General features: G+C 46.0%; 27 protein-coding genes. 19 read left to right on the forward strand and 8 right to left on the reverse strand.

The window, feature by feature from the left end:
• Positions 1-572: 572 nt before the first annotated feature.
• From HPS53_RS05950 to HPS53_RS05970, 5 genes are read left to right on the forward strand one after another with little or no spacing between them, the layout of a single operon-like run.
• A complete protein-coding gene (locus HPS53_RS05950) occupies positions 573-1082 on the forward strand; it encodes a DMP19 family protein (protein ID WP_104368693.1) in 510 nt (169 codons plus the stop codon).
• Positions 1075-1554 (forward strand): SsrA-binding protein SmpB, encoded by a 480-nt coding sequence (gene smpB, locus HPS53_RS05955; RefSeq protein WP_172205058.1) that lies wholly within the window; start codon positions 1075-1077, stop codon positions 1552-1554. The genes HPS53_RS05950 and smpB overlap by 8 nt, the downstream gene beginning before the upstream one ends.
• A gap of 22 nt (positions 1555-1576) precedes the next feature.
• Positions 1577-4342, forward strand: coding sequence for a methionine synthase (gene metH, locus HPS53_RS05960; RefSeq protein ID WP_172205061.1), 2766 nt, complete (start codon positions 1577-1579; stop codon positions 4340-4342).
• Positions 4343-4371: 29 nt separating this feature from the next.
• A complete protein-coding gene (locus HPS53_RS05965; protein ID WP_104368695.1) occupies positions 4372-5001 on the forward strand; it encodes an HAD family phosphatase in 630 nt (209 codons plus the stop codon).
• Complete coding sequence (locus tag HPS53_RS05970) at positions 4998-6485, forward strand: glycoside hydrolase family 10 protein (RefSeq protein WP_172205064.1); 1488 nt, start codon at positions 4998-5000, stop codon at positions 6483-6485. The genes HPS53_RS05965 and HPS53_RS05970 overlap by 4 nt, the downstream gene beginning before the upstream one ends.
• Here HPS53_RS05970 and HPS53_RS05975 read toward each other — a convergent pair.
• From HPS53_RS05975 to HPS53_RS05985, 3 genes are all read right to left on the reverse strand, one after another.
• Complete coding sequence (locus HPS53_RS05975) at positions 6377-6712, reverse strand: transposase (RefSeq protein ID WP_253942832.1); 336 nt, start codon at positions 6710-6712, stop codon at positions 6377-6379. The genes HPS53_RS05970 and HPS53_RS05975 overlap by 109 nt on opposite strands.
• A 222-nt stretch (positions 6713-6934) precedes the next feature.
• Positions 6935-7204: a hypothetical protein gene (locus HPS53_RS05980; protein ID WP_172205067.1), complete on the reverse strand. Its 270-nt coding sequence runs from the start codon at positions 7202-7204 to the stop codon at positions 6935-6937.
• The gene (locus HPS53_RS05985) at positions 7201-7449 is read right to left on the reverse strand and encodes a hypothetical protein (RefSeq protein ID WP_172205070.1); all 249 of its coding nucleotides are present in this window, start codon (positions 7447-7449) and stop codon (positions 7201-7203) included. The genes HPS53_RS05980 and HPS53_RS05985 overlap by 4 nt, the downstream gene beginning before the upstream one ends.
• A 240-nt stretch (positions 7450-7689) precedes the next feature.
• Here HPS53_RS05985 and HPS53_RS12600 point away from each other — a divergent pair, with 240 nt between their 5' ends.
• The 3 genes from HPS53_RS12600 to HPS53_RS05995 are packed head-to-tail and all read left to right on the forward strand — an operon-like array spanning position 7690 to position 9897.
• Complete coding sequence (locus tag HPS53_RS12600) at positions 7690-8208, forward strand: glycosyltransferase (RefSeq protein WP_253942833.1); 519 nt, start codon at positions 7690-7692, stop codon at positions 8206-8208.
• A 10-nt stretch (positions 8209-8218) separates the two neighbouring features.
• Positions 8219-8779: a glycosyltransferase gene (locus tag HPS53_RS12605; RefSeq protein WP_253942834.1), complete on the forward strand. Its 561-nt coding sequence runs from the start codon at positions 8219-8221 to the stop codon at positions 8777-8779.
• Between the two features lie 17 nt (positions 8780-8796).
• Complete coding sequence (locus tag HPS53_RS05995; protein WP_172205073.1) at positions 8797-9897, forward strand: nucleotidyltransferase family protein; 1101 nt, start codon at positions 8797-8799, stop codon at positions 9895-9897.
• 112 nt (positions 9898-10009) lie between these two features.
• Here the strand turns inward: HPS53_RS05995 and HPS53_RS06000 are convergent, their stop codons facing one another.
• A complete protein-coding gene (locus tag HPS53_RS06000; RefSeq protein ID WP_172205076.1) occupies positions 10010-10453 on the reverse strand; it encodes a hypothetical protein in 444 nt (147 codons plus the stop codon).
• 193 nt (positions 10454-10646) lie between these two features.
• Between HPS53_RS06000 and HPS53_RS06005 the strand changes: the two genes are divergently transcribed.
• The 10 genes from HPS53_RS06005 to HPS53_RS06050 all read left to right on the forward strand — a co-directional run bounded on the left by HPS53_RS06005 (position 10647) and on the right by HPS53_RS06050 (position 19256).
• Positions 10647-11069: a SoxR reducing system RseC family protein gene (locus tag HPS53_RS06005; protein WP_104368710.1), complete on the forward strand. Its 423-nt coding sequence runs from the start codon at positions 10647-10649 to the stop codon at positions 11067-11069.
• A gap of 35 nt (positions 11070-11104) precedes the next feature.
• Entirely contained in the window at positions 11105-12004 is a 900-nt protein-coding gene (locus HPS53_RS06010) for a Fe-S cluster domain-containing protein (RefSeq protein WP_104368711.1), read from the forward strand.
• Between the two features lie 4 nt (positions 12005-12008).
• The gene (gene rsxC, locus HPS53_RS06015) at positions 12009-13361 is read left to right on the forward strand and encodes an electron transport complex subunit RsxC (protein WP_172205078.1); all 1353 of its coding nucleotides are present in this window, start codon (positions 12009-12011) and stop codon (positions 13359-13361) included.
• A gap of 6 nt (positions 13362-13367) precedes the next feature.
• Positions 13368-14369 carry an RnfABCDGE type electron transport complex subunit D gene (locus HPS53_RS06020; RefSeq protein WP_172205081.1) on the forward strand — a complete coding sequence of 334 codons (1002 nt, stop codon included), beginning with the start codon at positions 13368-13370 and terminating at the stop codon, positions 14367-14369.
• Positions 14366-15082, forward strand: a complete 717-nt coding sequence (locus tag HPS53_RS06025; RefSeq protein WP_172205084.1) for an RnfABCDGE type electron transport complex subunit G — start codon at positions 14366-14368, stop codon at positions 15080-15082. The genes HPS53_RS06020 and HPS53_RS06025 overlap by 4 nt, the downstream gene beginning before the upstream one ends.
• Positions 15083-15097: 15 nt before the next feature.
• Positions 15098-15682 (forward strand): electron transport complex subunit RsxE, encoded by a 585-nt coding sequence (rsxE, locus tag HPS53_RS06030; RefSeq protein ID WP_104368715.1) that lies wholly within the window; start codon positions 15098-15100, stop codon positions 15680-15682.
• 7 nt (positions 15683-15689) lie between these two features.
• Positions 15690-16292 carry an electron transport complex subunit RsxA gene (gene rsxA / locus HPS53_RS06035; protein WP_104368716.1) on the forward strand — a complete coding sequence of 201 codons (603 nt, stop codon included), beginning with the start codon at positions 15690-15692 and terminating at the stop codon, positions 16290-16292.
• 124 nt (positions 16293-16416) lie between these two features.
• The gene (gene galE, locus HPS53_RS06040; RefSeq protein ID WP_172205086.1) at positions 16417-17454 is read left to right on the forward strand and encodes a UDP-glucose 4-epimerase GalE; all 1038 of its coding nucleotides are present in this window, start codon (positions 16417-16419) and stop codon (positions 17452-17454) included.
• A 179-nt stretch (positions 17455-17633) separates the two neighbouring features.
• Positions 17634-18209 carry a manganese efflux pump MntP family protein gene (locus tag HPS53_RS06045; RefSeq protein WP_172205088.1) on the forward strand — a complete coding sequence of 192 codons (576 nt, stop codon included), beginning with the start codon at positions 17634-17636 and terminating at the stop codon, positions 18207-18209.
• Positions 18210-18224: 15 nt separating this feature from the next.
• Positions 18225-19256 (forward strand): YeiH family protein, encoded by a 1032-nt coding sequence (locus tag HPS53_RS06050; RefSeq protein ID WP_233210147.1) that lies wholly within the window; start codon positions 18225-18227, stop codon positions 19254-19256.
• 731 nt (positions 19257-19987) lie between these two features.
• Here the strand turns inward: HPS53_RS06050 and ispE are convergent.
• On the reverse strand, positions 19988-20812 hold the full coding sequence (gene ispE / locus HPS53_RS06055) for a 4-(cytidine 5'-diphospho)-2-C-methyl-D-erythritol kinase (RefSeq protein ID WP_104368720.1): 825 nt from the start codon (positions 20810-20812) through the stop codon (positions 19988-19990).
• 94 nt (positions 20813-20906) lie between these two features.
• Here ispE and dnaB point away from each other — a divergent pair, with 94 nt between their 5' ends.
• A complete protein-coding gene (dnaB, locus tag HPS53_RS06060; RefSeq protein ID WP_104368721.1) occupies positions 20907-22466 on the forward strand; it encodes a replicative DNA helicase in 1560 nt (519 codons plus the stop codon).
• Positions 22467-22526: 60 nt separating this feature from the next.
• Here the strand turns inward: dnaB and HPS53_RS12765 are convergent, their stop codons facing one another.
• The 3 genes from HPS53_RS12765 to recN form a co-directional block, all read right to left on the reverse strand.
• Positions 22527-23369, reverse strand: coding sequence for an acyltransferase family protein (locus HPS53_RS12765; RefSeq protein WP_172205090.1), 843 nt, complete (start codon positions 23367-23369; stop codon positions 22527-22529).
• Positions 23370-23525: 156 nt separating this feature from the next.
• The gene (locus HPS53_RS06070) at positions 23526-25208 is read right to left on the reverse strand and encodes a tetratricopeptide repeat protein (RefSeq protein ID WP_172205092.1); all 1683 of its coding nucleotides are present in this window, start codon (positions 25206-25208) and stop codon (positions 23526-23528) included.
• Entirely contained in the window at positions 25205-26863 is a 1659-nt protein-coding gene (recN, locus tag HPS53_RS06075; RefSeq protein ID WP_172205094.1) for a DNA repair protein RecN, read from the reverse strand. The genes HPS53_RS06070 and recN overlap by 4 nt, the downstream gene beginning before the upstream one ends.
• Positions 26864-26868: the final 5 nt, after the last annotated feature.

Here is a 26868-nt window from a genome sequence, read left to right on the forward strand (position 1 = left end):
TACCGGTTTCCAACTATATTCAGGTATATTCTTAATTTTGTGTTTGCGGGACTTCATACAGTTATGAAGTCCCGCAAACCGTTTATATACCGATGAATATTTATGCATTTCCGCTTTTTACACCTCTGTATTTACATATCCGTTGTGTTGCGTTTAGCGTCCCGTTGCTTTCCATTTAGCCGCTAAATGCAATGCAACGGGTATCCTAATGCAAGGTGACGGGCTGCTAACAGCGAAATGACCTGTATTTACGACACATTAACGTTAAGTAAATCGGATGTCAGTTCGTTTTCTGTCATTTTTCAAAGCCAGCTTATACTTACCATGTATGTTTTTGCATAAATATGCATTTGCAATATATTGATATTTGGTGTGAATATTATTTACAAAGCTGTTCAAAATAGACTTTTGTATTTATAGCGGAAACGCATCTTTTTTAATGCGAATGGTCGAATTTGGTTTTAAACCGGAAATACATGTGATAAGCGTCAGTCAAAATCCTTATGCGGGTCTAAAATATTTGGTGTCGTTTTACTATATTTTCGTTATATTTCACTATCTTTGCCGAGATTATGAAAGAAGTAATAGTGAAAGACTCCGACCTGCGCCGTGCGGCGGGAGAGGGTATGGACGCTTTTCTGAAAGTGTTTCATGACGGGATAATGGACGCTATAGGCGGTGAGGTGACGGCAGAGACCATGCGTGAGCTTAACACCGAACAGATAACGCTGCTCGCTTATCACATCCTGAGAGATGAGGTGATGGACGGCGGCTTTGTCCAGTTGATACACAACGGATACGGCGGCTTCATATTCCTAAATCCGTTTGCCAAGGTTCTGAGGATATGGGGAATGAGAGACCTCTCCCGTCTGATATACGATGCACATACGTTGTATAATGCTCACAAGGCAGATATAGAGCGCGAATGTACCGATGAGGAGTTTATGGCAATGTTTGAGGCTCATCCCGAGTTTGATGACATGGATGATAACTTTGTCGAGAACGAGGAACGTTATACAGCCGAGGTGGCTCGATACGTGGATGAGCACATAGAACAATTCGCAACAATCAGCAATGAATAAGGAAGAAGAACTGATAAGGAAGAAAAGTCCTGTAAACATACGTAACAAGAAAGCGGCATTTGAGTATTTCTTCATTGAGACATACACTGCCGGTATCGTGCTTACGGGAACGGAGATAAAATCCATCAGGATGGGTAAGGCCGGACTGGTGGATACGTTTTGTTTCATACACGACGGGGAAATATGGGTGAAAGGCATGAGCGTAAGCCCGTATTTCTATGGTTCGTACAATAATCATGAGATGAAGCGGGACCGAAAGTTGTTGCTAAACCGGAAGGAGATACAGAAGTTGCAGAGCGCGACGAAACAGACCGGATATACGATAATACCGCTTCTTGTGTTCATTGACGAGCATGGGCGTGCCAAGATGGATATTGCCCTATGCAAGGGAAAGAAAGAATTTGACAAGCGCCAGACCCTGAAAGAAAAGGAAGACAGGCGTGACATGGACCGTGCCATGAAGCACTATTGACCTACTACAAGCAGGAATGGCGATGAGCAGGATAGACACAGTGGTAAAAGACAGGATACTTGTGCTGGATGGTGCGATGGGTACCATGATCCAGCAGTATGGCCTTGCGGAGGAAGATTTCCGTGGAAAGCGGTTTGCCGGTGCGGAGATAATGATGAAAGGAAACAACGATGTGCTGAACATCACCCGCCCTGACATTGTGGAAGACATACACCGCAAGTATCTGTCTGCCGGAGCCGACATAATAACCACAAACACTTTCAGCAGTCAGCGAATATCGCAGGCGGATTATCGGCTTGAAAACTGCTGCCGTGAGATGGCTCTTGAGGGAGCGAGAATAGCCCGTAGGGTGGCCGATGAGTATACTACGGCGGACAAACCGCGGTTTGTGGCGGGATCGGTAGGCCCGACGACCAAGACCTGTTCAATGAGTCCTGATGTCGGCAATCCTGCCGCGCGTGAACTTGCTTACGACGAACTGCTTGACGCCTATATCGAGCAAACGGACGCAATGATAGAGGGTGGGGCAGACATAATACTGATAGAGACAATCTTTGACACTCTCAATGCCAAGGCAGCGATAGACGCGGCCATGACGGTGATGGGCGGTCGGGGAGTGGATTTGCCGATAATGCTGTCTGTCACGATTAGCGATTTGGCTGGACGCACACTCAGCGGCCAGACGCTCGATGCTTTTTTGGCGAGTGTAAGTTCATATCCCATATTTTCGGTAGGCCTTAATTGCTCGTTCGGCGCAAGCCAGATGAAACCCTATCTGCGTGAACTTGCCGGCAAAGCTCCTTTTTATGTCAGTGCGCATCCTAATGCGGGACTGCCCGACAGCATGGGACTGTATGACGAGACACCGGAGACGATGGCTGTCCGGATAGGCGAGTTTATAGATGAGGGGCTGGTGAACATTGTTGGCGGATGCTGTGGTACGACGGAAAAATACATAGAACTTTATTCTCCATTGTTGTCCGGCAAGTCACCTCGCATACCGGTGGCTATGTCTGAAACCATGCGGCTAAGCGGTCTTGACGCATTCGAGATAACTCCGGCCGTACGCTTTGTCAATGTTGGCGAACGGTGCAATGTTGCCGGTTCTCGCAAGTTTTTGCGATTGATAAAAGAGAAAAAATATGACGAGGCCATATCCATAGCCCGCAAGCAAGTGACGGACGGTGCCATGGTCATAGATATAAACATGGACGACGGACTGATCGACGCTTGCGGCGAGATGACCGTTTTTCTCAATCTTATAGCTTCGGAACCCGATATAGCCCGTGTGCCGGTGATGATAGATTCATCGGACTGGGATGTCATTATGGCCGGATTGAAGTGCGTACAGGGAAAGTGTATCGTCAATTCCATATCTCTTAAAGAAGGAGAAGAGGTGTTTGTTGGGCATGCGCGCGATGTGCGTCGCTTCGGAGCGGCTGTGGTAGTGATGTGTTTTGATGAGCGCGGACAAGCCACGACCTACGAGCGTCGTGTTGAGATCGCCGCACGTGCATATAAGATACTGACCGAAAGGGTGGGAATGAATCCTCACGATATTATTTTCGACCCCAATGTGCTTGCCGTTGCTACAGGCATGGCAGAGCACGCAGACTATGCGAAAGACTTTATCATAGCCACTGCATGGATAAAAGGCAATCTGCCAGGAGCGCATGTTAGCGGCGGTGTGAGCAATCTTTCTTTCTCGTTTCGCGGCAACAACTATATACGTGAAGCCATGCATGCTGTTTTTCTTTATCACGCCATTGGCGCAGGTATGGATTTCGGTATAGTAAATCCGGCGACAAAAGTTGTTTACGGTGATATTCCTGCCGACCGGCTCGAAATAATAGAGGATGTGATTCTAAACAGAAAGCATGATGCCGCCGAGCGGTTGACGGAACTTGCCGCCACCATAAAAGCAGAGACCGATACCGCAGGAGGCACGGTAAATGAGAAGGATGTCGGTGGGATGGAGCGGAATAGAGAAGAGTGGAGAGCGGAACCTGTGGCAGACCGTCTCTCTACGGCGTTGATAAAAGGTATCGGCGACTATCTTGAAGAAGATTTGAGAGAAGCTCTTTCAATATATCCCCGTGCCGTGAATATTATCGAAGGACCGCTTATGGACGGAATGAACACCGTAGGGGAGTTGTTCGGTTGCGGTAAGATGTTTCTGCCTCAGGTCGTTAAAACGGCACGGACAATGAAGCATGCCGTATCGATATTGCGGCCTTATATAGAAAAGGAAAAGACGGAAGGCTGTGGCAAGGCTGGTAAAGTTTTGCTTGCCACTGTAAAGGGCGATGTGCATGATATCGGTAAGAATATAGTGGGAGTGGTCATGGCATGCAATAACTATGAGGTAATCGACATGGGGGTTATGGTGCCTGCAGAGCAGATAGTGAAGAAAGCAATAGCCGAGCGTGTGGATATCATCGGGCTTAGCGGACTTATAACACCGAGCCTGGAAGAGATGGTGAATGTGGTTCGTGAGTTGGAGCGTGCCGGACTCGATATTCCGGTGATGATAGGCGGCGCCACCACGAGTGAGCTGCATGTTGCCTTGAAAGTGGCTCCGGTGTATGGCGGCCCGGTAGTATGGATGAAAGATGCCTCTCAAAACGCCATCGTGGCCTCTAAACTCGTAAACAAGAAAGAGACCGTGGGGTTCGGACGAGAACTTCAAGACAGGTACGAGAGTCTGAGAGCGGAACACAGTAAGGGGCAGAGTGACATCGTTTCCCTTGAAGAGGCACGTCGAAAAAGACTGAATTTATTTGATTGACAGGTGAAAAAGCATAATAAACGAAATTAATGAGTAAGATAAAAACTATATTGTTCGACCTCGGCGGAGTGATAATCACTCTCGATCAGCCGCAGGCCGTTAAACGCTTCAAGGAAATAGGGTTGACCGATGCTGGGCGACGGCTTGACCAATATACACAGTCGGGACTGTTCGGGGCATTGGAAAGAGGTGAGATAGACGCCGAGCGGTTTCGTGCCGGACTCGGTGAGATAATCGGGCACGAAGTAACGATGGAACAGTGTCTTTACGGTTGGATGGGATATGTGGCAGACCTGCCGCAACGTAATCTTGCCGCACTTCGGCGTTTGCGCGGTGAGGGTTACCGCATCGTGCTGCTGTCGAACACAAACCCTTTTTTAATGAGTTGGGCGCTCAGCGATGCTTTCGATGGCAACGGGCATTCTTTGGCTGACTACATGGACGCGATGTATATGAGTTATAAGTGTGGAGTGATGAAGCCGGATGAGCGTTTGTTCCGCCATGTGCTTGAAACGGAGAACATAATACCGGAAGAAACGCTATTCGTTGACGACGGACCGCGTAATATCGAGGCTGCCGCACGCCTCGGAGTGAAAACGTTTTGCCCGAAAAACGGAGCAGACTGGACATCTGAAATATATAAATATCTGAGCGAATGAAAAAGATCTTAATATCTGTCATATTTGTTTTTGTCGCTGTTGTCATGGCGTTCGGACAACAGAAGCGTGAGTTTCGGGGCGCATGGATACAGTGTGTGAACGGCCAGTTTCTCGGAATGCCCACCGAGGTGATGAAAAAGACATTGGCATATCAGCTTGACGAGCTGCAAAAAGACGGTGCTAATGCAATCATATTTCAGGTTCGTCCGGAATGTGACGCCCTGTATGAAAGTCCTTATGAGCCGTGGAGCAGATTTCTGACAGGCATACAAGGTAAAGCGCCTCAACCGTATTGGGATCCGTTGGCATGGATGGTGGAACAGTGTCACAACCGTGGAATGGAACTGCACGCATGGATAAACCCTTACAGGGCCAAGACTAAAACCACAACAGTGCTTGCTTCCAACCATATTGCGGTGACCGCACCTCAGCGTGTGTTTGCGTATGACGGCCAGTTTATCGTAAATCCCGGCATGGCGGAAAACCGAGATTATATATGCAAGGTTATTGGAGATATCGTGCGTAGGTATGATATAGACGGTCTTCACATGGATGATTATTTCTATCCATATCCGGCGGCAGGAGAGAAAATACCCGATGAACAATTGTTTCGTCAGCACTCTAACGGAATAAGCAATATCGGAGATTGGCGCAGATACAATGTCAATCTGTTCGTAAAGCAACTGCACGACACCATTGCGAGCATAAAGCCTTGGGTGAAATTCGGAATATCTCCGTTCGGAATATACCGTAACAAGGCTAACGATGTGAACGGCAGCGATACGAAAGGACTCCAAAACTACGACGATTTATATGCCGACGTGTTGCTGTGGGTGAACAACGGTTGGGTGGATTATTGCGTTCCGCAGCTTTACTGGCAGATAGGTCATCCGACCGCCGATTACGAGACATTGATAAAATGGTGGAACAAGCATTCTGGAAACCGTCCGTTATATATCGGAGAAGACGTGGAGCGCACGGCAAAATATCCGGATTTGAATGATAAAAACCGTAATCAGATGCCGGCCAAATATGCCTTGCACAAACAGATGCACAACGTGAACGGTACTGTTTTGTGGTATGCCAAGGCAGTGGTGGATAACGTGGGCAATTACGGTACGATGCTTCGCGATGTATATTGGAAATATCCGGCTCTTCAACCGAGGATGCCTTTTATAGACGGTAAGGCGCCCAAGAAAGTCAAAAAGCTGAAACCGGTGTGGACAAAAGACGGATACGTTTTGTTCTGGACTGAGCCTAAGGGCAAGAACTGGAAAGACAAGGCTGTTAAATATGTGGTATACAGATTTGCCCGAAATGAGAAAGTGGTAATTGACGATGTCACGAAGATTGTGGCGATAACGACAGATACATATTATAAATTGCCATACGATGACGGAAAGACGCAATATACATATGTCGTAACGGCGTTAGACCGCATGCAGAATGAAAGTAAGGGAAGTAAGAAAAAGGTGAGATTATAATTTTGAAATAAAATAACGTAAATCGTGCCGGTAGTGACCTTGAACTGTTTACCGCAGTGTGCGCACTTGAAAGTCTTTCCGTTTTTGTAGCGGTAAACCTTTTGTGCGTTGCCGCAATGCGGACAGACGGGAGTATTGCCCCATCTGCGTTTTTCAAGATACTTTCTGCAAGCGTCCTCATCGGGAAACTGCTTGAAAAAGTAGAAAAGATTGTAATTTTCACTCATTTTTTCATCGCTTTATACATAAAGTTACGAAAAAACGGTGAGTTATCCAAATGGCTATGAAACAATTTCTTATGTTATTTTTATAGCAATAATCACTAAAACCAAATCCGTATAAAGGTCTTATGAATGTCTGCGAATATGATTTTGGTGTAAGAACTTCCACTCACAGACCTGAATACGGACTTTGGTCATATAAAAAGAGCCTACTATAAAAGTAAGCCCTCAAATATTTTCTTTCATCCAGTCAAGCATATCTTCATTTATACGATATGTAGCCCATGCGGAGTCTGTTATATTGATAACTACTATTTGCCCTTTGCCGTCAATTGCCTCAATTAGTTCGTCTCTCACTCGTTTCGATGACCTTGTTGTTTTGATAATCCATGCACGGGCAAATAATTTGGCCCAGTTCGGATAGCGTTTTAGTCGCCTACTAAGGGCTGTATAGCTTGATTGGTCATCCAATGTGTATGTAACAAAATATGTATTCATTCTTTTGATGCCTTAAAATAGTAACCAACAATAAAGCCAAGAGGTCCAGATAATACACCCGAAACGGTTACGAGCATATCCTTAAACTCATCCACCTTAAAGCATTTATATACTCCTACTCCAAAAACGATTAAGATAACACCAAAGAACGCACAGACGTATATCATTGCAATTATGCTTCGTGTGTTCTCTTTGGGGTCAGAGCTTCCTTTGGGATTTATTTCTGATTTTTCTGTTTCAGCCATATACTTACAATTTTACTTGCAAATATACGCAGATTTTCTCGAACCTCTGTTATCTTTATTAGAATAACTTTTATTCACCCAAATTGTTTAGGTTAGGATTGTATATAATTACGGAAAACTATTTAATAATTCCATTATGGTATACATATTCCAAAATCTATTCGGGGGGGGTAGATGCGTAACATGTTGTATCACAACTGTATACGATGCCGCACAGCCAGATGTTAGGAGGGCTGCGGCATGAAAGTGCTCCACATAGGCCAGCTCATCGGCGGCCTGGATATCTATATCCGCAACTCCATAACCTTCGCAAGCGGTGACATTGAATACGTCATCATGCACGGACAGGCAGACAACAGCCGGCCTGTCTACAGCAACGGACGGGAAGTGAAAGAATACCTGACAGCATTGCAACGCGACCTTAATCTGCTGAAAGACATGCAAGCCCTGTGGCAGGCAGTAAGGATAGTCCGCAAGGAGCGTCCCAATGTCATCCACTGCCATTCGGCGAAAGGCGGTCTCATCGGCAGGGTGGCGGGATTTGTCACCGGAACGCCCACACTGTATACTCCGCATGGATTCTCATTCCTCTGCTCGCCGTATAAAAAGAAGCAGTGGATTTATAAAATGTTGGAACGAGCTACCAAACTAAAAAGCTTCATGCTTGCGTGTGGCGAGAGTGAACGGAGTTTAGGTATGAAAGAGATTGGTTATTCACAAGAAAAGGCTTTGTGTTGGCATAATTGCATATCAATATAGATAGTATACCATGGGGAAGCAGTATATCGCTACAGTTGGACGACCTTCGTATCAGAAAAATCCTTTTTTCTTTGTTGATGTAATCAGAGGTGTACATGAAAGACATCCTGATATATTATTCTATTTGCTTGGTGTCGGATTTCACAGTCCCGATTTGGATGCAATGAAATTGCGGATAAAATCATACGGTTTGGAAGATGTGGTTGTGTTGAAAGAGTGGATTGATCATGACACAACCATGAAATATGTAGAGAACTCCGTGATGTATCTGACCGTATCAAGATATGAAGGTTTGCCGTTGGCAGTTATTGAGGCTATGGCGCTTGGCAAGTGTATTGTAGCATCCGATGTGGTTGGCAATATAGATTGTGTACGTGATGGTTATAACGGTCGTGTTCTGTCGCTTGACGTTGAAGTTTTTGTCAATGTCATAAGTGATTTGCTTGACAGTCCGGAACAGATTGAAATATATGGCAAGAACTCACGTAAATTGTATGAAGAGGAATTTGATATAAAGAAACGTATCGGTATGCTTGAAGATATATATTATAATGTGTCCGGAAGGTATTAATTATACTGTATTGATTTATGTATAGCCTCCTCTTTTCTCTTCTCCGTTACTCTTTGTTTGGCCACGTTCCATCTCTATCGCTGTATGAGAACTGCGATTGGGAACGATTATTGGCTTTTGCCGAGTGCCAGACTGTGCTTGGCTTGGTTGTCGACGGGATTGAGGGGCTTCCTGCGGATGTACGGCCGGGACGTTCTTTGATGATGTCGGCGATAGGTCGTGTATGCGGCATTGAGCGGTCGAATGTGGTAGCGAAAGACGTGCTCGGCAGTTTGCTGGCAGAGTACAGGCGTGCCGGAGTCGAGCCGGTGTTGATGAAAGGGCTTGGCGTGGGCGACAGGTATCCGTGTCCCGAGCATCGTGCTTGCGGTGACATTGACCTGTTTTTTGCCCGTCCGTCCGATGCGGTCAAGGCGGGAACCGTTGCCAAAAGGCTTGCGTCGTCTGTTGATACTTTCTATGCCAAGCATGCCGTGTTTTCCTATAAGGGTGTCACGGTGGAGAACCACTGCCAGCTTTGCGATTTCAGTAATGCCCGTTTCACGGCCATGTTGGACGAGATTGTTTCCAGGGAGTTATCGGGCGACCTTTCTTCTGTTTGTCCACGGCGCGATATCGACGGTATTACGGTCTGCGAGTTGCCACCAACTCTTTATGCTTTCTTCCTGCTTTGCCACAAGGCCACGCATGTCATTGAGGACGGACTCGGACTGCGTCAGGTGTGCGACTGGGCCGTCTTTTTATCAGCCGAGCACGAGCGGATAGACCGCAATAAGTTTGCCAGCTGGACATCAGGCTTGCGCCTCTGGCCTCTTGCCCACGCTTTCGGCCGTATTTGTGTGGACGATTTGAGACTTCCCGAGTCATGTCTGCCGTTCCGTCTTGTCCGTGAGACCGGCAATTATGAACTTCTCCGCCGTCAGATATTGTCCGGTGGCAATTTCGGCCGTCTGTTTTACCGTTATAAAGGCCATGTAGGCAAGAAAGAAGACATGTTGCGCACGATGTGTGTCAAGATGCCACGCTATGCAAGCCTATACCGCCTTTGGCCTGATGAGGCACGCTGGTGCTATTGGGCGATGCTCAAACGTGGTGTCAGACGGCTGGCTGGCAGATAATGAGAAGTTGTTTGATAGCTTTGGAAAACCAATGTTTTTGTCAAATAATAAAAATACATTGATATTCTCCTATTGAATGTCAATTGCGAATAACCGGCTGTAGAGAAGCCGGTTATTTTGTTTTTAGTATGCTTTCGAGGAAGTCGTTCAGATCCTTGTCGAGGTTGGCCATGAGCTCGGTGTCGATGATTACCGTATCGTCGTCCACGACATACAGTTCGGCTATGTTTTCCTTATCCTCGTTTTCGAGTACGAAAGAGTAAGGTTTGAGTATAGACATCCCTTCAACAATTTCTTTTTTACTTGCAAGGCACTTGCGGATGGCCGATGTCGCTGAGTCGTAGAAATCATCTTCATGGTTGTTTATCCATTGCTCTATCACCGAGCGGGTGATTTCCTTGTCGTCATCGTCGAACGCGACGAGTTCACCCGTCTCTTGGTTTACTCTGAAGTGTATGTCCGTTAGAACCGTCGGTTCTTCCGTTGCCGGAAATTTGTCGGCCACTTTGCCGATAAATCGCTCTGTCTGCTGCAATGTTTGTTCCGTAGCTGTCATATCCGTAAGTGTTTTTAAGACCTGCCTTTCCGGCATAAATTTATCTGTCGGCAAAAGTATAAAAAGATTTGAACAGCCGCAAACGATTACGAATAAAATTGGAAATTATTTTGATTTTTTATTTGTTTATTCAAGAGATAGTATTACCTTTGCATTGTAAAGTCCGGATTGCAATCCGGTGAGTTTCTATGCGATGAATAACAAGGACAGCAGAATAAGACATTCGGGGGTTGTGGATGCCATTGACGGGGAGTGTGTGAGAGTTCGCATACTCCAGACATCGGCATGTGCGGCGTGCAAAATTGCCGGTCATTGCAATGCATCGGAGAGCAAAGAGAAAATCATTGAAGTATTTCGTGTGGCCGACAGTGCCCGTTTTAAAGTAGGAGATACGGTTGTCGTGTCTGCTTCCGTTGGTATGGCTATGCAGGCTTTGTTTTACGGTTTCGGCCTGCCTTTTATCGTTTTGGTCGGTGTTTTATTTGCTGTTTATGCTTTCACGTCTGATGAGTCGCTGTCGGCTATTGCCGGCCTTGCGGCTCTTGTACCTTATTATGCTATCCTTTACGTTCTGAGAGACAGGATGCGTGGCAAGATGTCGTTTGAGATAGAATAAACTTAAATTAATAACTAAAACAAATAAAAAAGATTATGAACTTGATTTTTATCGCGGTTATTGCGCTTGGAGCGATAGGACTGGTTGCGGCTGTCGTGCTGTATGTCTGCTCCAAGAAGTTTGCCGTGAAGGAAGATCCGCGTGTGTCGCAGGTAGCCGAGGTGTTGCCTCAGGCCAATTGCGGCGGATGTGGGTTCCCCGGGTGTGCCGGCTTTGCCGATGCCATTGTCAAAGGAGCCGACAACGGATCTATCGACGGTTTTTTCTGTCCCGTTGGCGGACAGGAGGTTATGGGAAAGGTTGCCGATTTGCTCGGTATGGCTGTTGCCAATACTGAGCCTATGGTTGCCGTGGTACGTTGCAACGGCACATGTGCCAATCGTCCGAAGATAGCAGAGTATTCCGGTCTTCGCACATGCACGGCAATGCATGCGTGCGGTGCCGGTGAGACGGCCTGCGGATTCGGGTGTCTTGGTTGTGGCGATTGTGTGGCTGCATGCCAGTTCGGCGCCATTTACATCAATGAGGAAACCGGAATTCCGGAAGTTGATGAGGATAAATGTACGTCATGCGGTGCGTGTGTGAAAGCCTGTCCGCGACATATCATAGAACTCCGCAAGAAAGGTCCGAAAGGTCGCAGGGTTTATGTAAGTTGTGTTAATAAAGACAAGGGTCCTGTGGCGATGAAAGCATGTAAGGTGGCATGTATCGGTTGCGGAAAGTGCGAGAAAGAGTGTCCGTTCGGTGCGATTACGATAGAGAACAATCTTTCTTATATAGATCCGGATAAGTGCCGCTTGTGCCGTAAGTGTGAGAAGGTATGTCCGACGCATGCAATCGTGGCTGTTAATTTCCCTGCTCCCAAGGTGCAGGTGGAGTCAGGCAAGCCGGATGCCGGTGCGGCTAATGTGGAACAAGTAAAGACGGAGGCTTGATTTTATGAACATAAGAACATTCAGAATAGGTGGTATCCACCCGGAAGAAAACAAGATAACGGCAGAGATGGCTACCAAGGTGGCCGCACTGCCGAAGCAGGCTATTTTCCCGTTGTCGCAACATATCGGCGCACCGACAAAGCCGGTGGTTAAGAAAGGCGACAAGGTGAAGGTCGGAACGCTGATTGCAGAGGCCGGCGGCTTTGTGTCGGCCCCGATATATTCATCGGTGTCGGGTACAGTGTTTAAGGTCGATACGGCCATTGACGCCACGGGATATCGTGTTCCGGCAATTATAATAAATGTGGAAGGTGACGAATGGGAAGAGGCAATCGACCGCTCGGACAAGCTTGAAACACTGGCCGGACATCCAGAGTTGACGCCCGAAGAGATAGTGGAAAGGATAAAGACGGCCGGTGTCACGGGTATGGGCGGTGCCGGATTTCCTACTTTTATCAAACTTTGTCCTCCTCCCGGAGCCAAGGCCGAGTGCGTGATTATCAATGCCGTTGAGTGCGAACCTTATATCACTTCCGATTACAGGCTCATGATGGAGCATGCCGATGAGATACTTGTAGGTTTGGAATTGCTCATGAAAGCGGCAAAGGTGGATAAGGCATATATAGGAATAGAGACTAATAAGCCGCAGGCGATAGACCTGCTGACAGAGAAGACAGCCGGCAATCCCAATATAGAGGTCGTACCTTTGAAGCAGTGTTATCCGCAGGGTGGAGAGAAGCAGTTGGTGGATGCGGTCATCAGGCGTCAGGTCCCGGCACCTCCGGCAATTCCTGTAAACGTTGGAGCCATCGTTCAGAATGTAGGTACTGCATTTGCGGTATATCAGGCAGTTATGAAGAATAAGCCCCTCTTTGAGCGCTATACTACCGTTACGGGAAAGAAGATTGCCAATCCCGGTAATTTCCTTGTTCGTATGGGTACGCCGATGAGAGAACTTATAGATGCTTGCGGTGGTATGCCCGAAGGTAACAATAAGTTATTGGCCGGTGGCCCGATGATGGGTAAGGCATTGACTTCTACTGAAGTACCTGTATGTAAAGGTACCAATAGTGTGACTGTCATCAGCGAGGAAGAGGCAGTGCGTAAGCCTGTACAGCCTTGTATTCGTTGTGCCAAGTGTGTGGGTGTTTGTCCGATGGGGCTCGAACCGTTCCTGCTTGCCACAGCGTCGGCCATGCACAATTGGGAAAAAGTGGAGGCGGAAGGTGTCACTTCATGTATAGAGTGCGGTTCGTGCCAGTTCACTTGTCCTTCTCATCGTCCTATACTCGACAATGTTCGTTTAGGAAAGTCTACTGTAATGGGGCTAATCAGAGCCCGCAATGCTAAAAAGTAATTAATCATGGGAAAATTAATAGTATCATTATCACCGCATGCACACGGTACCGACAGTGTGGAACGCAATATGTATGGAGTGATTGTCGCTCTTGTTCCGGCTTTGTTGGCATCATTCTATTTCTTCGGCCTCGGCTCTGCCGTTGTGTGTGCGACAAGCGTTCTTGCCTGTGTTTTCTTTGAATGGGCTATAACAAAATTCATACTTAACAGAGAACAGAATACCATTATGGACGGTTCTGCCGTGTTGACGGGTCTTTTGCTCGGTTTCAATCTGCCGTCGAACCTTCCTGTATGGATAATAATCATCGGTGCGCTTATCGCTATCGGAGTGGGTAAGATGACATTCGGAGGTCTTGGAGGCAATTTGTTTAACCCTGCGCTTGTTGGGCGTTGCTTTCTTCTTGTGTCGTTTCCGGCCCAGATGACATCATGGCCGGTTGCGGGTCAGCTTGGCGCTTATACAGACGCCACAACCGGAGCGACACCTCTGAGCGTGATGAAATATGCAATAAAGTCGGGAGACGCATCGCTGCTTAATCAGCTTCCGGATTCTTTCTCGTTACTGATTGGCAACGGAACAACCGGTGCCGGAGCCGGATGTATCGGTGAGGTATGTGCCCTTGCGCTGCTCATAGGTCTGGCATATATGCTTTGGAAGAAGATTATAACATGGCACATTCCTGTCAGCATCATTGGTACGGTATTCATTGTAAGCGGCCTGATGCACCTTGTCAATCCTGCTTATGCCGATCCTTTCACAGTGATATTCAGTGGCGGTCTGATGCTCGGTGCCATTTTCATGGCGACAGACTATGTGACTTCGCCAATGAACAGCCGCGGACAGCTTATATATGGTGTGGCAATAGGCTTCCTTACGATTGTGATCCGTAACTGGGGAGCATATCCGGAAGGAATGTCTTTCGCCATTCTGATCATGAATGCGTTCACTCCGCTCATCAATACTTATGTCAAACCAAAACGTTTCGGGGAGGTAGTAAAGAAATGAAGAAGTTAGAATCATCACTCGTAAATATGGTTATCGTACTCGTTGCGGTGGCCGTTGTCTCAGGAGGACTCCTCGGGTGGATAAATAAAATGACCGAAGAGCCGATAAAGAAGCAGGACGAGCTTGCCCTTGCGAACGGTATCAAGAGCGTTATGGGAGTGGAAAATCTCACGGTTACGGCCAATGATGAGATTAAAAAGAACATTGAAGGCAAGGAATATACGTTTATAATCCATAAGGTTAACGATGCTAATGGGGCTTTCCTTGGCGCTGCCATCGAGAGTACTACTATGGGATTTGGCGGTGACTTGAAAGTATTGGTGGGTTTTGATGCCGAAGGCAAGATTCTCGGTTATACCCTTCTTCAACATGCCGAGACCCCCGGTCTCGGCGCAAAGGCCGACAAATGGTTCCAGAAAGGTGAGAAAGGCGACATTATCGGTCGTCAACTTACGGCAGACAACCGCCTCGTTGTCAATAAGGACGGTGGTGATGTGGATGCCATTACAGCTTCTACGATCACTACACGTGCTTTCCTCAAAGCCATTAATCAGGCTTATGCGGCTTATGCCGGACAGGATGTGGACGGTAAAAGCGGTGCGACGGAACAGGTTACGGCTCCTTGCGGTAAAACAAACTGCTGTCAAACGGAGTGCGATCCTGTGTCATGTGATAATTCGGCGGATTGTCCGATGAATACAACAAAGGAATAATCAAAGAAATACGATATGAATTATATAAAGATATTATTCAATGGAATAATCAAGGAGAACCCCATATTTGTGCTTCTTCTCGGTATGTGTCCGACATTGGCGACAACCACTTCGGCCATGAACGGTATGTCGATGGGATTAGCCACGACGTTTGTGCTGATATGTTCGAACATAGCCATATCGCTCATAAAAAGCCTCACTCCGGATAAGGTGCGCATACCTGTGTTCGTCGTTGTCATCGCTTCGTTTGTGACAATACTTCAAATGTGTCTTAAAGCATATCTGCCGTCTGTCAATCAGTCGCTCGGTCTGTTCATACCACTTATCGTTGTGAACTGTATCATCCTTGGACGTGCAGAGGCTTTCGCATGTAAAAACAATCCGGTTTCCAGTCTTTTCGACGGTATCGGTATCGGCCTTGGTTTCACCCTTGCGCTTACTCTGCTCGGCATTGTGCGCGAAGTTCTTGGTGCCGGTTCCGTTTTCGGAGTGACTATCCTGCCTGAGGCTTACAACATATTGCTGTTCATCCTGCCTCCGGGAGCGTTTATCTCGCTCGGATATCTCATTGCGGTGGTTAACAAATTAAAGAAAGATTAGTCATATTATGGAATACATACTTATATTTATATCAGCAATATTTGTGAACAACATCGTGTTGTCGCAATTCCTTGGCATCTGTCCGTTTCTCGGAGTGTCCAAAAAGGTTGATACTGCCCTTGGAATGAGTGCCGCGGTGGCTTTTGTGCTTACATTGGCAACCATCGTCACATATCTGGTTCAGAAGTTTGTGCTTGATGTCTACGGCATACAATATCTCCAGACAATAGCTTTTATTCTTGTCATCGCGTCTTTGGTTCAGATGGTTGAGATTATCTTGAAGAAAGTTTCTCCGGCCCTTTATCAGGCTCTTGGCATATTTTTGCCTCTTATAACGACCAACTGTGCCGTGCTTGGTGTCGCTATTTTGGTGATACAGAAAGACTATAATCTCATTCAGGGAATTGTATATGCGTTCTCTACGGCTATCGGTTTCGGCCTTGCGCTTACTGTTTTTGCAGGAATGCGAGAGCATCTTGAAATGATAAATATCCCTAAAGGTATGCGCGGAGTGGCGATAGTGCTTGTGTCCGCCGGGCTGTTGAGCCTTGCTTTCATGGGCTTCTCGGGTGTAGACGGGGGCCTGAAGCAACTATTCGGATTGGAATAACAATATGGTGAGTGAGGGAAAGGCGTGACAGCGTCTTTCCCTTTTGTTTTAAAACATTGTCATTATAGTGCTGTAGTCATTTAATTATAAATCAATTATTCATAAATAATAAGGAAAGACTAATATGAAAAAGACAATTCTGGTAACCGGAGGTACCGGCTTTATCGGTTCCCATACTACTGTTGAGTTGCAGAACGCAGGTTACAACGTTATCATTGTAGACAATCTTTCCAACTCGCAGGCGGGCGTAGTGGATGGCATAGAGGAGATCACCGGTGTTCGTCCGGCTTTTGAGTATGTGGATTGCTGCGACAAGGAAGCATTGGAAACGGTTTTCTCAAAATATCCGGATATAGACGGTATTATTCATTTTGCGGCAAGTAAGGCTGTTGGTGAGAGCGTGGAGAAACCGTTACTTTATTACCGCAATAACATTGTCAGCCTTGTAAATCTCCTCGAACTGATGCCTGAATACGGTGTGAAAGGAATAATTTTCTCATCGAGTTGCACCGTATACGGTCAACCGGATTCGGATAATCTGCCCGTGACGGAGAATACTCCCGTGAAACCGGCGGAAAGCCCTTACGGTAATACCAAGCAGATAAACGAGGAAATAATCCGCGACTATATAAACAGCGGAGCATCGGTCAAGGCCGTTCTTCTCAGATACTTCAACCCGATAGGCTCGCATCCGTCCTGTATTATTGGCGAGATGCCAAACGGAGTGCCGATGAATCTCATACCCTACGTCACGCAGACAGCCATGGGAATACGTGAGAGACTGAGCATATTTGGAAACGACTATAATACTCCCGATGGAACATGTATCCGCGATTATATTTATGTTGTAGATCTTGCGAAGGCACATGTGAAGGCTATGGAGAGGGTGCTTGAAACCGATAGCGACAAACTTGAAATATTTAATGTAGGCACCGGACACGGAGTGTCGACGAAAGAGCTTGTAGATGCATTCGAGGCGGCAACAGGAGTGAAGCTTAACTGGGCTTATGCCCCGCGCCGTTCGGGTGACATAGAGAAAGTTTGGGCGAATACGGACAAGGCTAACAACGTGCTTGGCTGGAAAGCCGAGACAAGTCTTGAAGATACTCTCAGGTCGGCATGGAACTGGCAGGTGCGACTGCGTGAGAAAGGAATACAATGATATTGAGGATAATGGACCGGCCATCCGGATGGTGGCCGTGTTTTATTTTGTGTTTGTGTTGTTATCCCCCGATGTGAATCGGGGGATAATTTGTTTATCCGTCAAGTCGCTTTTAACAATGTTATCGTGTCGGGCCGCGAGTAGTTTTATGGGATAAAATTATTATCTTTGCAGCGGTTATGAATATATTTGATATAGTATTTCTTGCAATAGCCCTTGCTGTAGACTGTTTCACGGTATCTGTCGTTAGCGGTGTCATAATGCGCCGCTATGCCTGGGGTACAGTTTTTCGTATGAGCCTGTTGTTCGGCCTGTTCCAAGCCTTCATGCCTTTTGTCGGATGGTTGGGCACCAATCATTTCAGCGATTATCTTGTTTCTGTCGACCATTGGATAGCGTTCGGTTTGTTGGCTTTTATAGGGGGGCGAATGATCAGGGAATCTTTTGATACGGAGAAAGAAGAGCGTTTCAGTCCTGAGCGGTTTTCCACTCAGTTGTATTTGGCTATTGCCACGAGCATTGACGCCCTTGCCGTCGGAATATCGTTGTCCTGCATAGGATATGACCGCGTATCCCGACTTGTGATGCCCCTGTCTGTCATCGGGATGGTTTCGCTTATAATGGGGATAGCCGGTTTCCTGTTGGGAGTGAAATACGGTAATGCGGTTTCACGCCGATTTCATCCAGAGTTGTTCGGAGGTATAATTTTGATTATCATAGGTATAAAAGTATTGTTGAGTCATTTATATGAATAAAAAATAATTATCATTATGAAACTATCGGAACATCGGAGCAGCATGCTCCACGGAATACTTTTGATTGCGTTGTTTTCTTGTGCCGCATTTTATATTGGTGAGACAGAGTTTGTAATGAGCCTGTCTCTCAGTCCGATGATTGTCGGTATTGTCTTGGGGATGCTTTATGCAAACAGTTTGCGGAACAACCTGCCCGAGACATGGGTACCGGGAATCACGTTCTGTTCAAAGCGGATACTTCGTTTGGGAATAATACTTTACGGTTTTCGGCTCACTTTTCAGGATGTCACGGCTGTCGGTTTGCCGGCTATATGTGTGGATGCTGTCATTGTGGCTACCACCATTCTCGGTGGAATATTGATTGGCCGGCTTCTCAAAATGGATCGCGGCATAGCCCTGCTCGCTTCTGTAGGCAGCGGAATTTGCGGTGCGGCCGCGATATTGGGTGCCGAGTCGGCCATAAAGGTAAAGCCTTATAAGACAGCCGTTGCTGTTGCCACTGTGGTTATTTTCGGCACATTGGCCATGTTCATTTATCCTGTTCTTTATCGTTCGGGAATTGTCGGCCTCTCGCCTGAGGCTATGGGAGTATTCACCGGCTCTACCGTTCACGAGGTGGCGCATGTGGTAGGAGCGGGTAACGCCATGGGCAAGAGTGTTGCCGATCCGGCTATTATCGTGAAGATGATTAGAGTGATGATGCTTGTTCCCGTGCTTTTCATTATCAGCTATTCGGTGTCTCGTGCGGCGGCTGTCGGCGGTGCCGGCTCTTCACGGTCGAATGTGTCCGTTCCGTGGTTTGCAATTCTCTTTCTCGTTGTCATTGGTTTCAATTCATTTGCTCTTTTGCCGGCCTCGATTGTTGAGTCCATAAATGTTTTTGATACTTTCCTGTTGACAATGGCAATGACTGCCCTAGGAGCGGAAACGAGCATAGAGAAGTTCAAGAAAGCCGGATTCAAGCCATTCCTGCTTGCCGCAATCCTTTTCGTATGGCTGATGGTTGCCGGATATTTGATGGCAAAATATCTTGTGCCATTGTTTTGACAATATGTTGAAAACTGAATATGTCCAGCGTGGTGGAAAACAATCCGTCACGCTGTTTTTTGTACGTCACGGCATTGTGTATCGGCATGTATATCGTGGTGATGTTTGTTTTTCTGGTATTTGGATATTATATTTGTACTCGAAAAAAACACAAGATATATGATAACAATAATAAAAAATTACAAACAAACCGTTGTCAACCACTGCTTCATATACCTGAAGTGCATATTTATGCACATCTTGAAGGCTTTAAAATTTGATAAACAGGGAAAATCGCGATACAGAAAACGATTTTTCCCACATTATTATTTATTATGCTTAAATGCAGACCGTAGTTTGATACGGACTTGCTGATTTTTGCGTAATGTCTGTGACTTGTATGGCCGGGTGTCCGATATTCAATATCTGACACCCGGTTTTTTATTTTTTTTGCCGTTTTTTGCTTTGTATCGGGTATCTTATTGGTTCGCGTTTAGCGTCTCGTTGGCTTGCGTTTAGATACTAAACGCAGAGCGACGGGCTACCCGTTGGAGTGCAACGGCTATCCGTTTGCGAGATAATCTTTTTTTCATTGTCTGTGATGGAAATCATGTCATTTTTCAAGGTAAAACAGATTGCCGAAAGGTGTGTTTGTGTATAAATATTCATGATTGAGGACACAGGCTCAGGTTGTATTTTATTTTACATTTAACACGGCCTCGCTCATGGCGGCAACTTTTGTCCGTGTCTGCTTACAGCAGAGTGGTATATGCGTACATACCTTTGAATGGACTCAGGTCAGGTCGCTCCCTGAACAGACCGAACACGCTGCTTCCGCTTCCGCTCATGGCAGAATATACTGCCCCGAGGTCGTAGAGACGTTCTTTTATTCGACCTATTTCCGGATGTAGCGCAAACACGCTTTTTTCAAAATCGTTCACGAGAGTGTCGCGCCATGTTTCCATCGGCTGTGTTACTATGTCTCGGCATTTTATCACCGTGGCTTGTGGCGAAATTAACGAGAAAGCCTCTTTGGTGGATACGGGAATGTCAGGGCGTACTATCGCTATATGCCATCCGCCGAGATCGAGGGCTATGGGTTCCAGGCGTTCGCCTATTCCTTCAGCGTATGCCGGCTTGCCGAGTATGAAGAAAGGGCAGTCGGCTCCAAGCCGTGTGGCGTATTCTGTCATTTCTCTTTTAGACATGCCGAGAGAGAACGTGTCGTTGAGAAGCATTATCATGTATGCGCAGTCGCTCGAGCCGCCTCCCATGCCGGCTTGTGTAGGTATCTGCTTGTGCAGGTGTGTGTGGATGCGTGGCAGGGTGTACCGTTCGGCAATCATGTTGTATGCTTTTACCACGAGATTGCGCTGCTCGTCTCCGTCAATTGCAATGTTTGTCACTTTCAGGTCGCAGGCATGTTCCGATGGAAAATCATCGTGCATGGGATAAATTTCAAGGGTGTCTTTTATCGGGACAGGATAAAACACGGTTTCAAGATCATGATAGCCGTCTGCCCTCCGGGCCACGACATTAAGACCGAGGTTTATTTTGGCAATGGGGAAACTTATCATTTTAAAACTTTTTTCGTATTGCAATAATTCTTGTTTCACAGGCAAAATTACAAAAAAAATAGTATTTTTGCACTCTCTAATTCATAAATTCAAGATGGCAGGACAAGATAACAACAGGCGAAGGACACAGAGGGCGGTTGCCGTGGACAATACTTACGGGCATTTGCAGCCTCAGGCTCTCGATGTGGAGAAAGTTGTGCTCGGCGCTTTGATGATAGACAAGGATGCTTATGCTGTGGTGTGCGAGATTTTATATCCGGAGAGTTTCTACGAGCCTCGCAATCAGATGGTATATTCGGCCATTAGGGATCTGAGTATGGCGGAGCGTCCGGTGGACATGCTGACGGTGACTGACCAATTGGCAAAAAACGGTACGCTTGAAGAGGTCGGAGGCCCGGTTTATATCTCAGAACTCAGCTCACGTGTGGCATCGTCGGCAAATATAGAATATCATGCCCGCATAATAGCCCAGAAATATCTTGCCCGTCAACTTATATCCTTTTCGAGCGGTATACAGACCAAAGCCCTCGATGAGACGGTAGACGTGGATGAACTGATGCAGGAGGCCGAAGGCTCGCTCTTCGAGTTGTCGCAGCGCAACATGAAGAAGGACTACACTCAGATTGATCCTGTGATTAGAAATGCGGTGGACGTAATCCAGAAAGCGGCTGCCAACAAAGACGGACTTACGGGTGTGCCTACGGGATACCATAAACTTGATGACATCACGAGCGGATGGCAGCCGAGCGACCTTGTGATTATCGCCGGTCGTCCGGCGATGGGTAAGACGTCTTTCGCACTGTCGATGGCAAAGAATATCGCTGCGGATTATAAAGTTCCGATGGCTTTCTTCTCGCTTGAAATGAGCAATGTGCAGCTTGTGAACAGATTGATATCCAACTGCTGTGAAATTCAAGGTAGCAAAATTCTTAACGGACAGTTGCAACCTGACGAGTGGGAGAGGCTTGACAAGCGGATGAACGGACTGCTCGGCGCGCCTCTTTATGTCGATGATACTCCGGGTTTGTCGGTGTTTGAGCTGCGGACTAAGGCTCGAAGACTTGTGCGTGAGCATGGTGTGAAGATAATAATGATCGACTATCTTCAATTGATGAACGCCAACGGTATGCGTTTCAGCAGTCGTCAGGAGGAGGTCTCTACCATATCACGATCGCTCAAAGGACTGGCCAAAGAGCTTGATGTGCCTATATTGGCGTTGAGTCAGCTTAACCGTGGTGTCGAGTCGCGCGAAGGTCTTGAGGGGAAGCGTCCGCAGCTCAGTGATTTGCGAGAGTCGGGAGCGATCGAGCAAGATGCCGATATGGTGCTTTTTGTGCATCGTCCCGAGTATTATCATATATTCCAGGACGATCACGGGCGTGACCTGCATGGCATGGCGCAGATAATAATAGCCAAGCACCGTAAGGGTGCCACCGGTGATGTGCTGCTGACGTTCCGTGGTGAGTTCACCAGGTTTGAAAATCCGGAGGACACAAGACTGCGTGGCGGTGGTGGAACGGGCGGAGAGATTCTCGGCTCTAAGATAAACGGTGATATGGATGGTGGAATGTCTGGTGGCCTTCCTGATGATTACGATCCGTTTGGCGGTGGCATAGTGCCTCCACCCGCCATGGACGGGCCTATGCCGTTTTAGGAATTTATATGTTTTAGAAAATGATATGTTTAAGAAGAGTAGGAGAGTGTAGAGACTTTCCTACTTGATTTTTATGGGATTTATCAGCCTTTGCGCAAGCTTAAATTTACCAATCATTATGCAGAAAATGAATATCAGCAATGATATTGCGACATTTGAAAAAATGTCATTAGGTAAATAGTGGGCATCAATTAATTTACCGATAGATTGAGTGAAGAACGAATGGAATAGGTATACTACAAGTGTGCAGCCTCCATATTTAGCCAGTATTTTATTATCGGGTGTTATTTTGTATATACACAGACTAATGACAAGTGACGATATGAGCCATATCAAACGATTTATTAAGTCAAATGAAGTTGAATAAGATTTATTGCCATTGAATAATGCTTGGATACTTACATCAAAGTAGTTATTCAGTATTATGTAAACGATAAACGGAAATACACCTATAATGCAAAGACTCGTTTTCAATTCGTCAATTTTTTTTAATAACCCATTTGAGCGCAAATAACCTCCGATAACAAAAAATGGAAGAAATGAGCACGCACGTTGGAAACTGAGTATATTCGTGTTTATAAAACCGGAACATAGACTAATGATAATACTTATTGATATTATCAGGCTCAAAGAAATTTTTTTAGATGTAAAATAATAGAATATCCGCCAATAAACCAAGCAAAGTAAGTACCATAGCGTATATTGTGGATACAAAAAAGAGGATAGGTTGCTTATATTACCTGATATGCACAATCTGATAATTTGAAATGCAAGAAAGGTAGCGAAAATCTCAGTTACACGTTTAATCATGTTGCTTGTAGAACATGAAATATTACAGAAATAACCTGAGATTATAACAAATAATGGCATGTGGAATGAAAATATGAAAGTTTTTACTATCATATTTATATCATTTAAAACATTCCCCCCCCCTGTTTTGTAGCAGATGCCCTAATACGACACAAAATATGAGAAGTGTTTTAACCGAGTCTAATTTTGTACTTCTACACATTGGATTTGAAAAGATTTTAATCTGTGATTATTTTAAAAAATCGGTTTTTATTTTGAATATTGGTCTATTAACGATTGTGCTTGCGGGTCACCCAATTCTTTTGCTTTTTGAAGATTGGCCGTTCCCTCTGTCTTATTGCCTTTCAGGCATTGTGCAAGTCCGAGGAAAAGATAACCGTCGCTATATTCAGCATCGAGCCTTATGCATTCTTTTGCACTTGCCATTGCTTCGTCGTACAAGCCCACCCGCACTTCAATGGATGCTTTTTCGGCATGGTAAAGTGTATTGGCTGGGTTCATTGATATTGCTTTTTTGAGGTCGTTTATAGCCTGTTGAAACATTCGTCCCTCTACCTCGGCTTGTGAGCGGATGTAGTAGAAATTATCGTTTACCGATGTTGGCATGAGGGCCTCATACTCGTTGAAGTCCATTACAGCCTGCCGGTATTTGCCAGTAGCTATTAGTGCTTGTGCCCTTACGAGTATGTAAGGTGCGGCGGCTTTCAGATAAGGCTTGTCAAATGTATTCACCGCACTGTCCAACAGAGACAGCATGGTGGCGGTGTCGCCTGCTGCTTCACGGCATTTTGCTGCCTCATAGTATATGTCTGCCGTCTTATTTCCATCGGCGATAAGCTCTTTGTAGGTATTATATGCATTATCGTAATCCTTTTTTGCGTATAGTATCTGTCCTTTGAGTTGCTTGTATACGGGGATTGGATTGATTTTGAAAGCTGTCTCCGCCTCTTCGGCAGCCTTATCAAGACTCCATTTCGGATAACTTACCGAGTTCTTGTTTATTTCTTTTTGAAATATGATACGTGCGTAGTTGTAGTGTGCGTCGTCTTTTTTATCCGCCACTTTGATAGCCTGTTCCATGTCATGGGCGGCATCGTCAAACTTGTTTATGTTGACGTTAAGTTGTGCACGTGCGGTATATCCGTCTGTCGCATTCGGGAATTTCTTTATGAAATCGTCCACAACTTCTTTATATGCCGTTGAGTCTGCGGCGTTGGCAGCCATGAATAGCGTGAGGATTGCTTGGCTGATGTCATCTGGTAAATCTTTTTTTATTTTAATGTTTCTCAAGGCTTTGTCATTGATGCTGAGACCTTTCATCTGCATGTCTGCGGCGAATTTGGCGCTTACGGCATATGATGTGGAAGAGTGGGTCTGGGCGGGTTGCTGTAATATGCCGACAATCTCACCCTTGTCGTTGATGAACGGACAGCCTACTGTATTGTCTGGGACTTCCATGTCTATGGTATAATATGTATATTTTGACAGGAACAGTTCTGCTTTGCTCACCTTTCCTTCTATTTTTTCCGGTGTTTTCTTTGCGCTGTATGGTACAAGCCAAACTGTGCTTCCAGCTTTTGCTCCTCCCGTCAGTGTATCGGTGCTGACAGGCATGGCAGTGCTTCGCTTTGTGGCTACGCGGAATTTGATCACGTCATACATGTCGTTGGCTCCCAATATGCACTCCACAGCGTATTCCTTGCCTTGCGAATCTATTATGATGGCCCTTGATGCGCCGTTGAATGCTTCGAGATTGCTTATCGCTTCGCCGCCCGTTCCAATGAAAACGCCGTTGGTACTGCTTAGCATGTTGCCGTCGGTATCAAATGTTTTCAAGGTAAACACCGATTTTGCCGCTTTCTTCAAATCAGGTTGGGCGTATGTGTTAAGTGCGATGAGTGCCGCACATAATACCAATAATATATGTTTCATATTTTCAGTAGTTCTTTTGCATTATTAATCGCGGCCTCAGTAATATCGCTTCCGCTGAGCATCTGTGCGATTTCCTTTATCCGTTCATCGGCAGATAGTTCGTGCATTATGCTTGTTGTGCCTTCGGAGGTCTCTTCTTTGTATACCTTATAGTGTCTTATGCCGAGAGCGGCAAATTGCGGAAGGTGGGTAATACTGATGACCTGACGGTCTGATTGTCCCATTTGCTGCATGATAACAGCCATTTGCTCGGCTATCTTGCCACTCACTCCCGTGTCTATCTCATCGAAAATAATTGTGGGAAGTTTAACTGCGCCGCTTATCATGGCTTTAAGCGATAGCATAACGCGGGCTATTTCACCGCCCGAAGCTACTTGGGACACCGGTTGTGGCATGGTGCTTTTATTGGCACTGAATAAAAAAGACACTTTATCCGAACCGTTGTTATTCAGTTCTTCATGTTCGATTATTACCTCAAATCTGACATTAGGCATTCCGAGCCCGACGAGTCGGGTGTGCATCTCACCCTCAATCTGTTTTGCCGCTTTGGTACGAACCCGGCTTAAAAGTCCGGCCTTTTGTGTGCATTCATATTTCTTCTGTTCGCATTTCTGTTGCAGTTCGTTGAGTGCTTCATCACTGTTTTCTATGTTGTCGAGTTTTTGTTTGAGGTCACTTTGCTTTCCGATAAGCTCTTCTATCGTGTCACAGTGATATTTCTTTTCAAGTTCATATATTCTGTCGAGTCTATTGTTGACGGCATCCAGTTCGGCGGGATTGAAATCAGTATCTTCCAATAAGCCGCTCACCTCCTGCGATATATCTTTCAATTCGATATGGCACTCTGTCATTCTTTGAGCCAACTCTCCGGCTACCGGCATCACTTTACCTATGTTTTGAAGGCTGTTTATTGCTGTCTTGAGGTTTACCACAACACCGGTCATATCGGCAGATAACGCGCTGTCAGTCTCATATAGTGCGCTTTTTATTTCTTCGGCATGACTCATTGTGTCCGCCCGCTGTTCAAGCTCTTCCTGTTCACCTGATTTCAGATTCACGGCGGAAAGCTCGTCATATTGGAATTGCAGGAAATCAGCGTTTGTTTTATCACGCTCTATGCTTTCTTTAAGTTCTTGGAGTTGACGGAAAAGTCTTTTGTATTCAGAAAAAGATTTTTGATATACAGTCAGTTCCTTGTCATCTTGTGCGATGATATCCACCACATTGAGTTGGAAGTCCTGTTTTCCGACGAGCAAATTCTTATGCTGACTGTGAACATCAACCAACTGCTCGCCGAGTTCTTTGAGTATTGAGAGTGGGGCAGGGGTATCATTTATAAAAGCCCTGCTTTTTCCAGCGGCTGTTAGTTCGCGGCGTATTATACAGTCATTCGGGTCGTATTCGATGTCGTTTTCATTGAAAAATCCTTCCATTCCGTATCGGGACAGGTCGAAGTGGGCTTCGATCACGCATTTGTCAGCTCCGCTTTTTATTGTCTTTGAGTCTGCTCTTTGCCCTAAAAGCAATCCAATTGCTCCGAGAATTATACTCTTTCCTGCTCCGGTCTCTCCTGTTATGACGGAAAAACCGGGGCCAAACTCGATGTCAAGGGTATCTATGAGCGTGAAATTGCGTATATATAATTGCTTTAACATTTTGT

Source organism: Prevotella sp. PTAC (assembly GCF_013166535.1).
Taxonomy (GTDB): Bacteria; Bacteroidota; Bacteroidia; order Bacteroidales; family Bacteroidaceae; genus Prevotella.

What these genes read in the sequence shown, in the direction of transcription:
- HPS53_RS05950 (WP_104368693.1), top strand. Translation starts at nt 573, where the DNA reads ATGAAAGAAGTAATAGTGAAAGACTCCGACCTGCGCCGTGCGGCGGGA.
- smpB (WP_172205058.1), top strand. Translation starts at nt 1,075, where the DNA reads ATGAATAAGGAAGAAGAACTGATAAGGAAGAAAAGTCCTGTAAACATA.
- metH (WP_172205061.1), top strand. Translation starts at nt 1,577, where the DNA reads ATGAGCAGGATAGACACAGTGGTAAAAGACAGGATACTTGTGCTGGAT.
- HPS53_RS05965 (WP_104368695.1), top strand. Translation starts at nt 4,372, where the DNA reads ATGAGTAAGATAAAAACTATATTGTTCGACCTCGGCGGAGTGATAATC.
- HPS53_RS05970 (WP_172205064.1), top strand. Translation starts at nt 4,998, where the DNA reads ATGAAAAAGATCTTAATATCTGTCATATTTGTTTTTGTCGCTGTTGTC.
- HPS53_RS05975 (WP_253942832.1), bottom strand. Translation starts at nt 6,712, where the DNA reads ATGAGTGAAAATTACAATCTTTTCTACTTTTTCAAGCAGTTTCCCGAT.
- HPS53_RS05980 (WP_172205067.1), bottom strand. Translation starts at nt 7,204, where the DNA reads ATGAATACATATTTTGTTACATACACATTGGATGACCAATCAAGCTAT.
- HPS53_RS05985 (WP_172205070.1), bottom strand. Translation starts at nt 7,449, where the DNA reads ATGGCTGAAACAGAAAAATCAGAAATAAATCCCAAAGGAAGCTCTGAC.
- HPS53_RS12600 (WP_253942833.1), top strand. Translation starts at nt 7,690, where the DNA reads ATGAAAGTGCTCCACATAGGCCAGCTCATCGGCGGCCTGGATATCTAT.
- HPS53_RS12605 (WP_253942834.1), top strand. Translation starts at nt 8,219, where the DNA reads ATGGGGAAGCAGTATATCGCTACAGTTGGACGACCTTCGTATCAGAAA.
- HPS53_RS05995 (WP_172205073.1), top strand. Translation starts at nt 8,797, where the DNA reads ATGTATAGCCTCCTCTTTTCTCTTCTCCGTTACTCTTTGTTTGGCCAC.
- HPS53_RS06000 (WP_172205076.1), bottom strand. Translation starts at nt 10,453, where the DNA reads ATGACAGCTACGGAACAAACATTGCAGCAGACAGAGCGATTTATCGGC.
- HPS53_RS06005 (WP_104368710.1), top strand. Translation starts at nt 10,647, where the DNA reads ATGAATAACAAGGACAGCAGAATAAGACATTCGGGGGTTGTGGATGCC.
- HPS53_RS06010 (WP_104368711.1), top strand. Translation starts at nt 11,105, where the DNA reads ATGAACTTGATTTTTATCGCGGTTATTGCGCTTGGAGCGATAGGACTG.
- rsxC (WP_172205078.1), top strand. Translation starts at nt 12,009, where the DNA reads ATGAACATAAGAACATTCAGAATAGGTGGTATCCACCCGGAAGAAAAC.
- HPS53_RS06020 (WP_172205081.1), top strand. Translation starts at nt 13,368, where the DNA reads ATGGGAAAATTAATAGTATCATTATCACCGCATGCACACGGTACCGAC.
- HPS53_RS06025 (WP_172205084.1), top strand. Translation starts at nt 14,366, where the DNA reads ATGAAGAAGTTAGAATCATCACTCGTAAATATGGTTATCGTACTCGTT.
- rsxE (WP_104368715.1), top strand. Translation starts at nt 15,098, where the DNA reads ATGAATTATATAAAGATATTATTCAATGGAATAATCAAGGAGAACCCC.
- rsxA (WP_104368716.1), top strand. Translation starts at nt 15,690, where the DNA reads ATGGAATACATACTTATATTTATATCAGCAATATTTGTGAACAACATC.
- galE (WP_172205086.1), top strand. Translation starts at nt 16,417, where the DNA reads ATGAAAAAGACAATTCTGGTAACCGGAGGTACCGGCTTTATCGGTTCC.
- HPS53_RS06045 (WP_172205088.1), top strand. Translation starts at nt 17,634, where the DNA reads ATGAATATATTTGATATAGTATTTCTTGCAATAGCCCTTGCTGTAGAC.
- HPS53_RS06050 (WP_233210147.1), top strand. Translation starts at nt 18,225, where the DNA reads ATGAAACTATCGGAACATCGGAGCAGCATGCTCCACGGAATACTTTTG.
- ispE (WP_104368720.1), bottom strand. Translation starts at nt 20,812, where the DNA reads ATGATAAGTTTCCCCATTGCCAAAATAAACCTCGGTCTTAATGTCGTG.
- dnaB (WP_104368721.1), top strand. Translation starts at nt 20,907, where the DNA reads ATGGCAGGACAAGATAACAACAGGCGAAGGACACAGAGGGCGGTTGCC.
- HPS53_RS12765 (WP_172205090.1), bottom strand. Translation starts at nt 23,369, where the DNA reads ATGATAGTAAAAACTTTCATATTTTCATTCCACATGCCATTATTTGTT.
- HPS53_RS06070 (WP_172205092.1), bottom strand. Translation starts at nt 25,208, where the DNA reads ATGAAACATATATTATTGGTATTATGTGCGGCACTCATCGCACTTAAC.
- recN (WP_172205094.1), bottom strand. Translation starts at nt 26,863, where the DNA reads ATGTTAAAGCAATTATATATACGCAATTTCACGCTCATAGATACCCTT.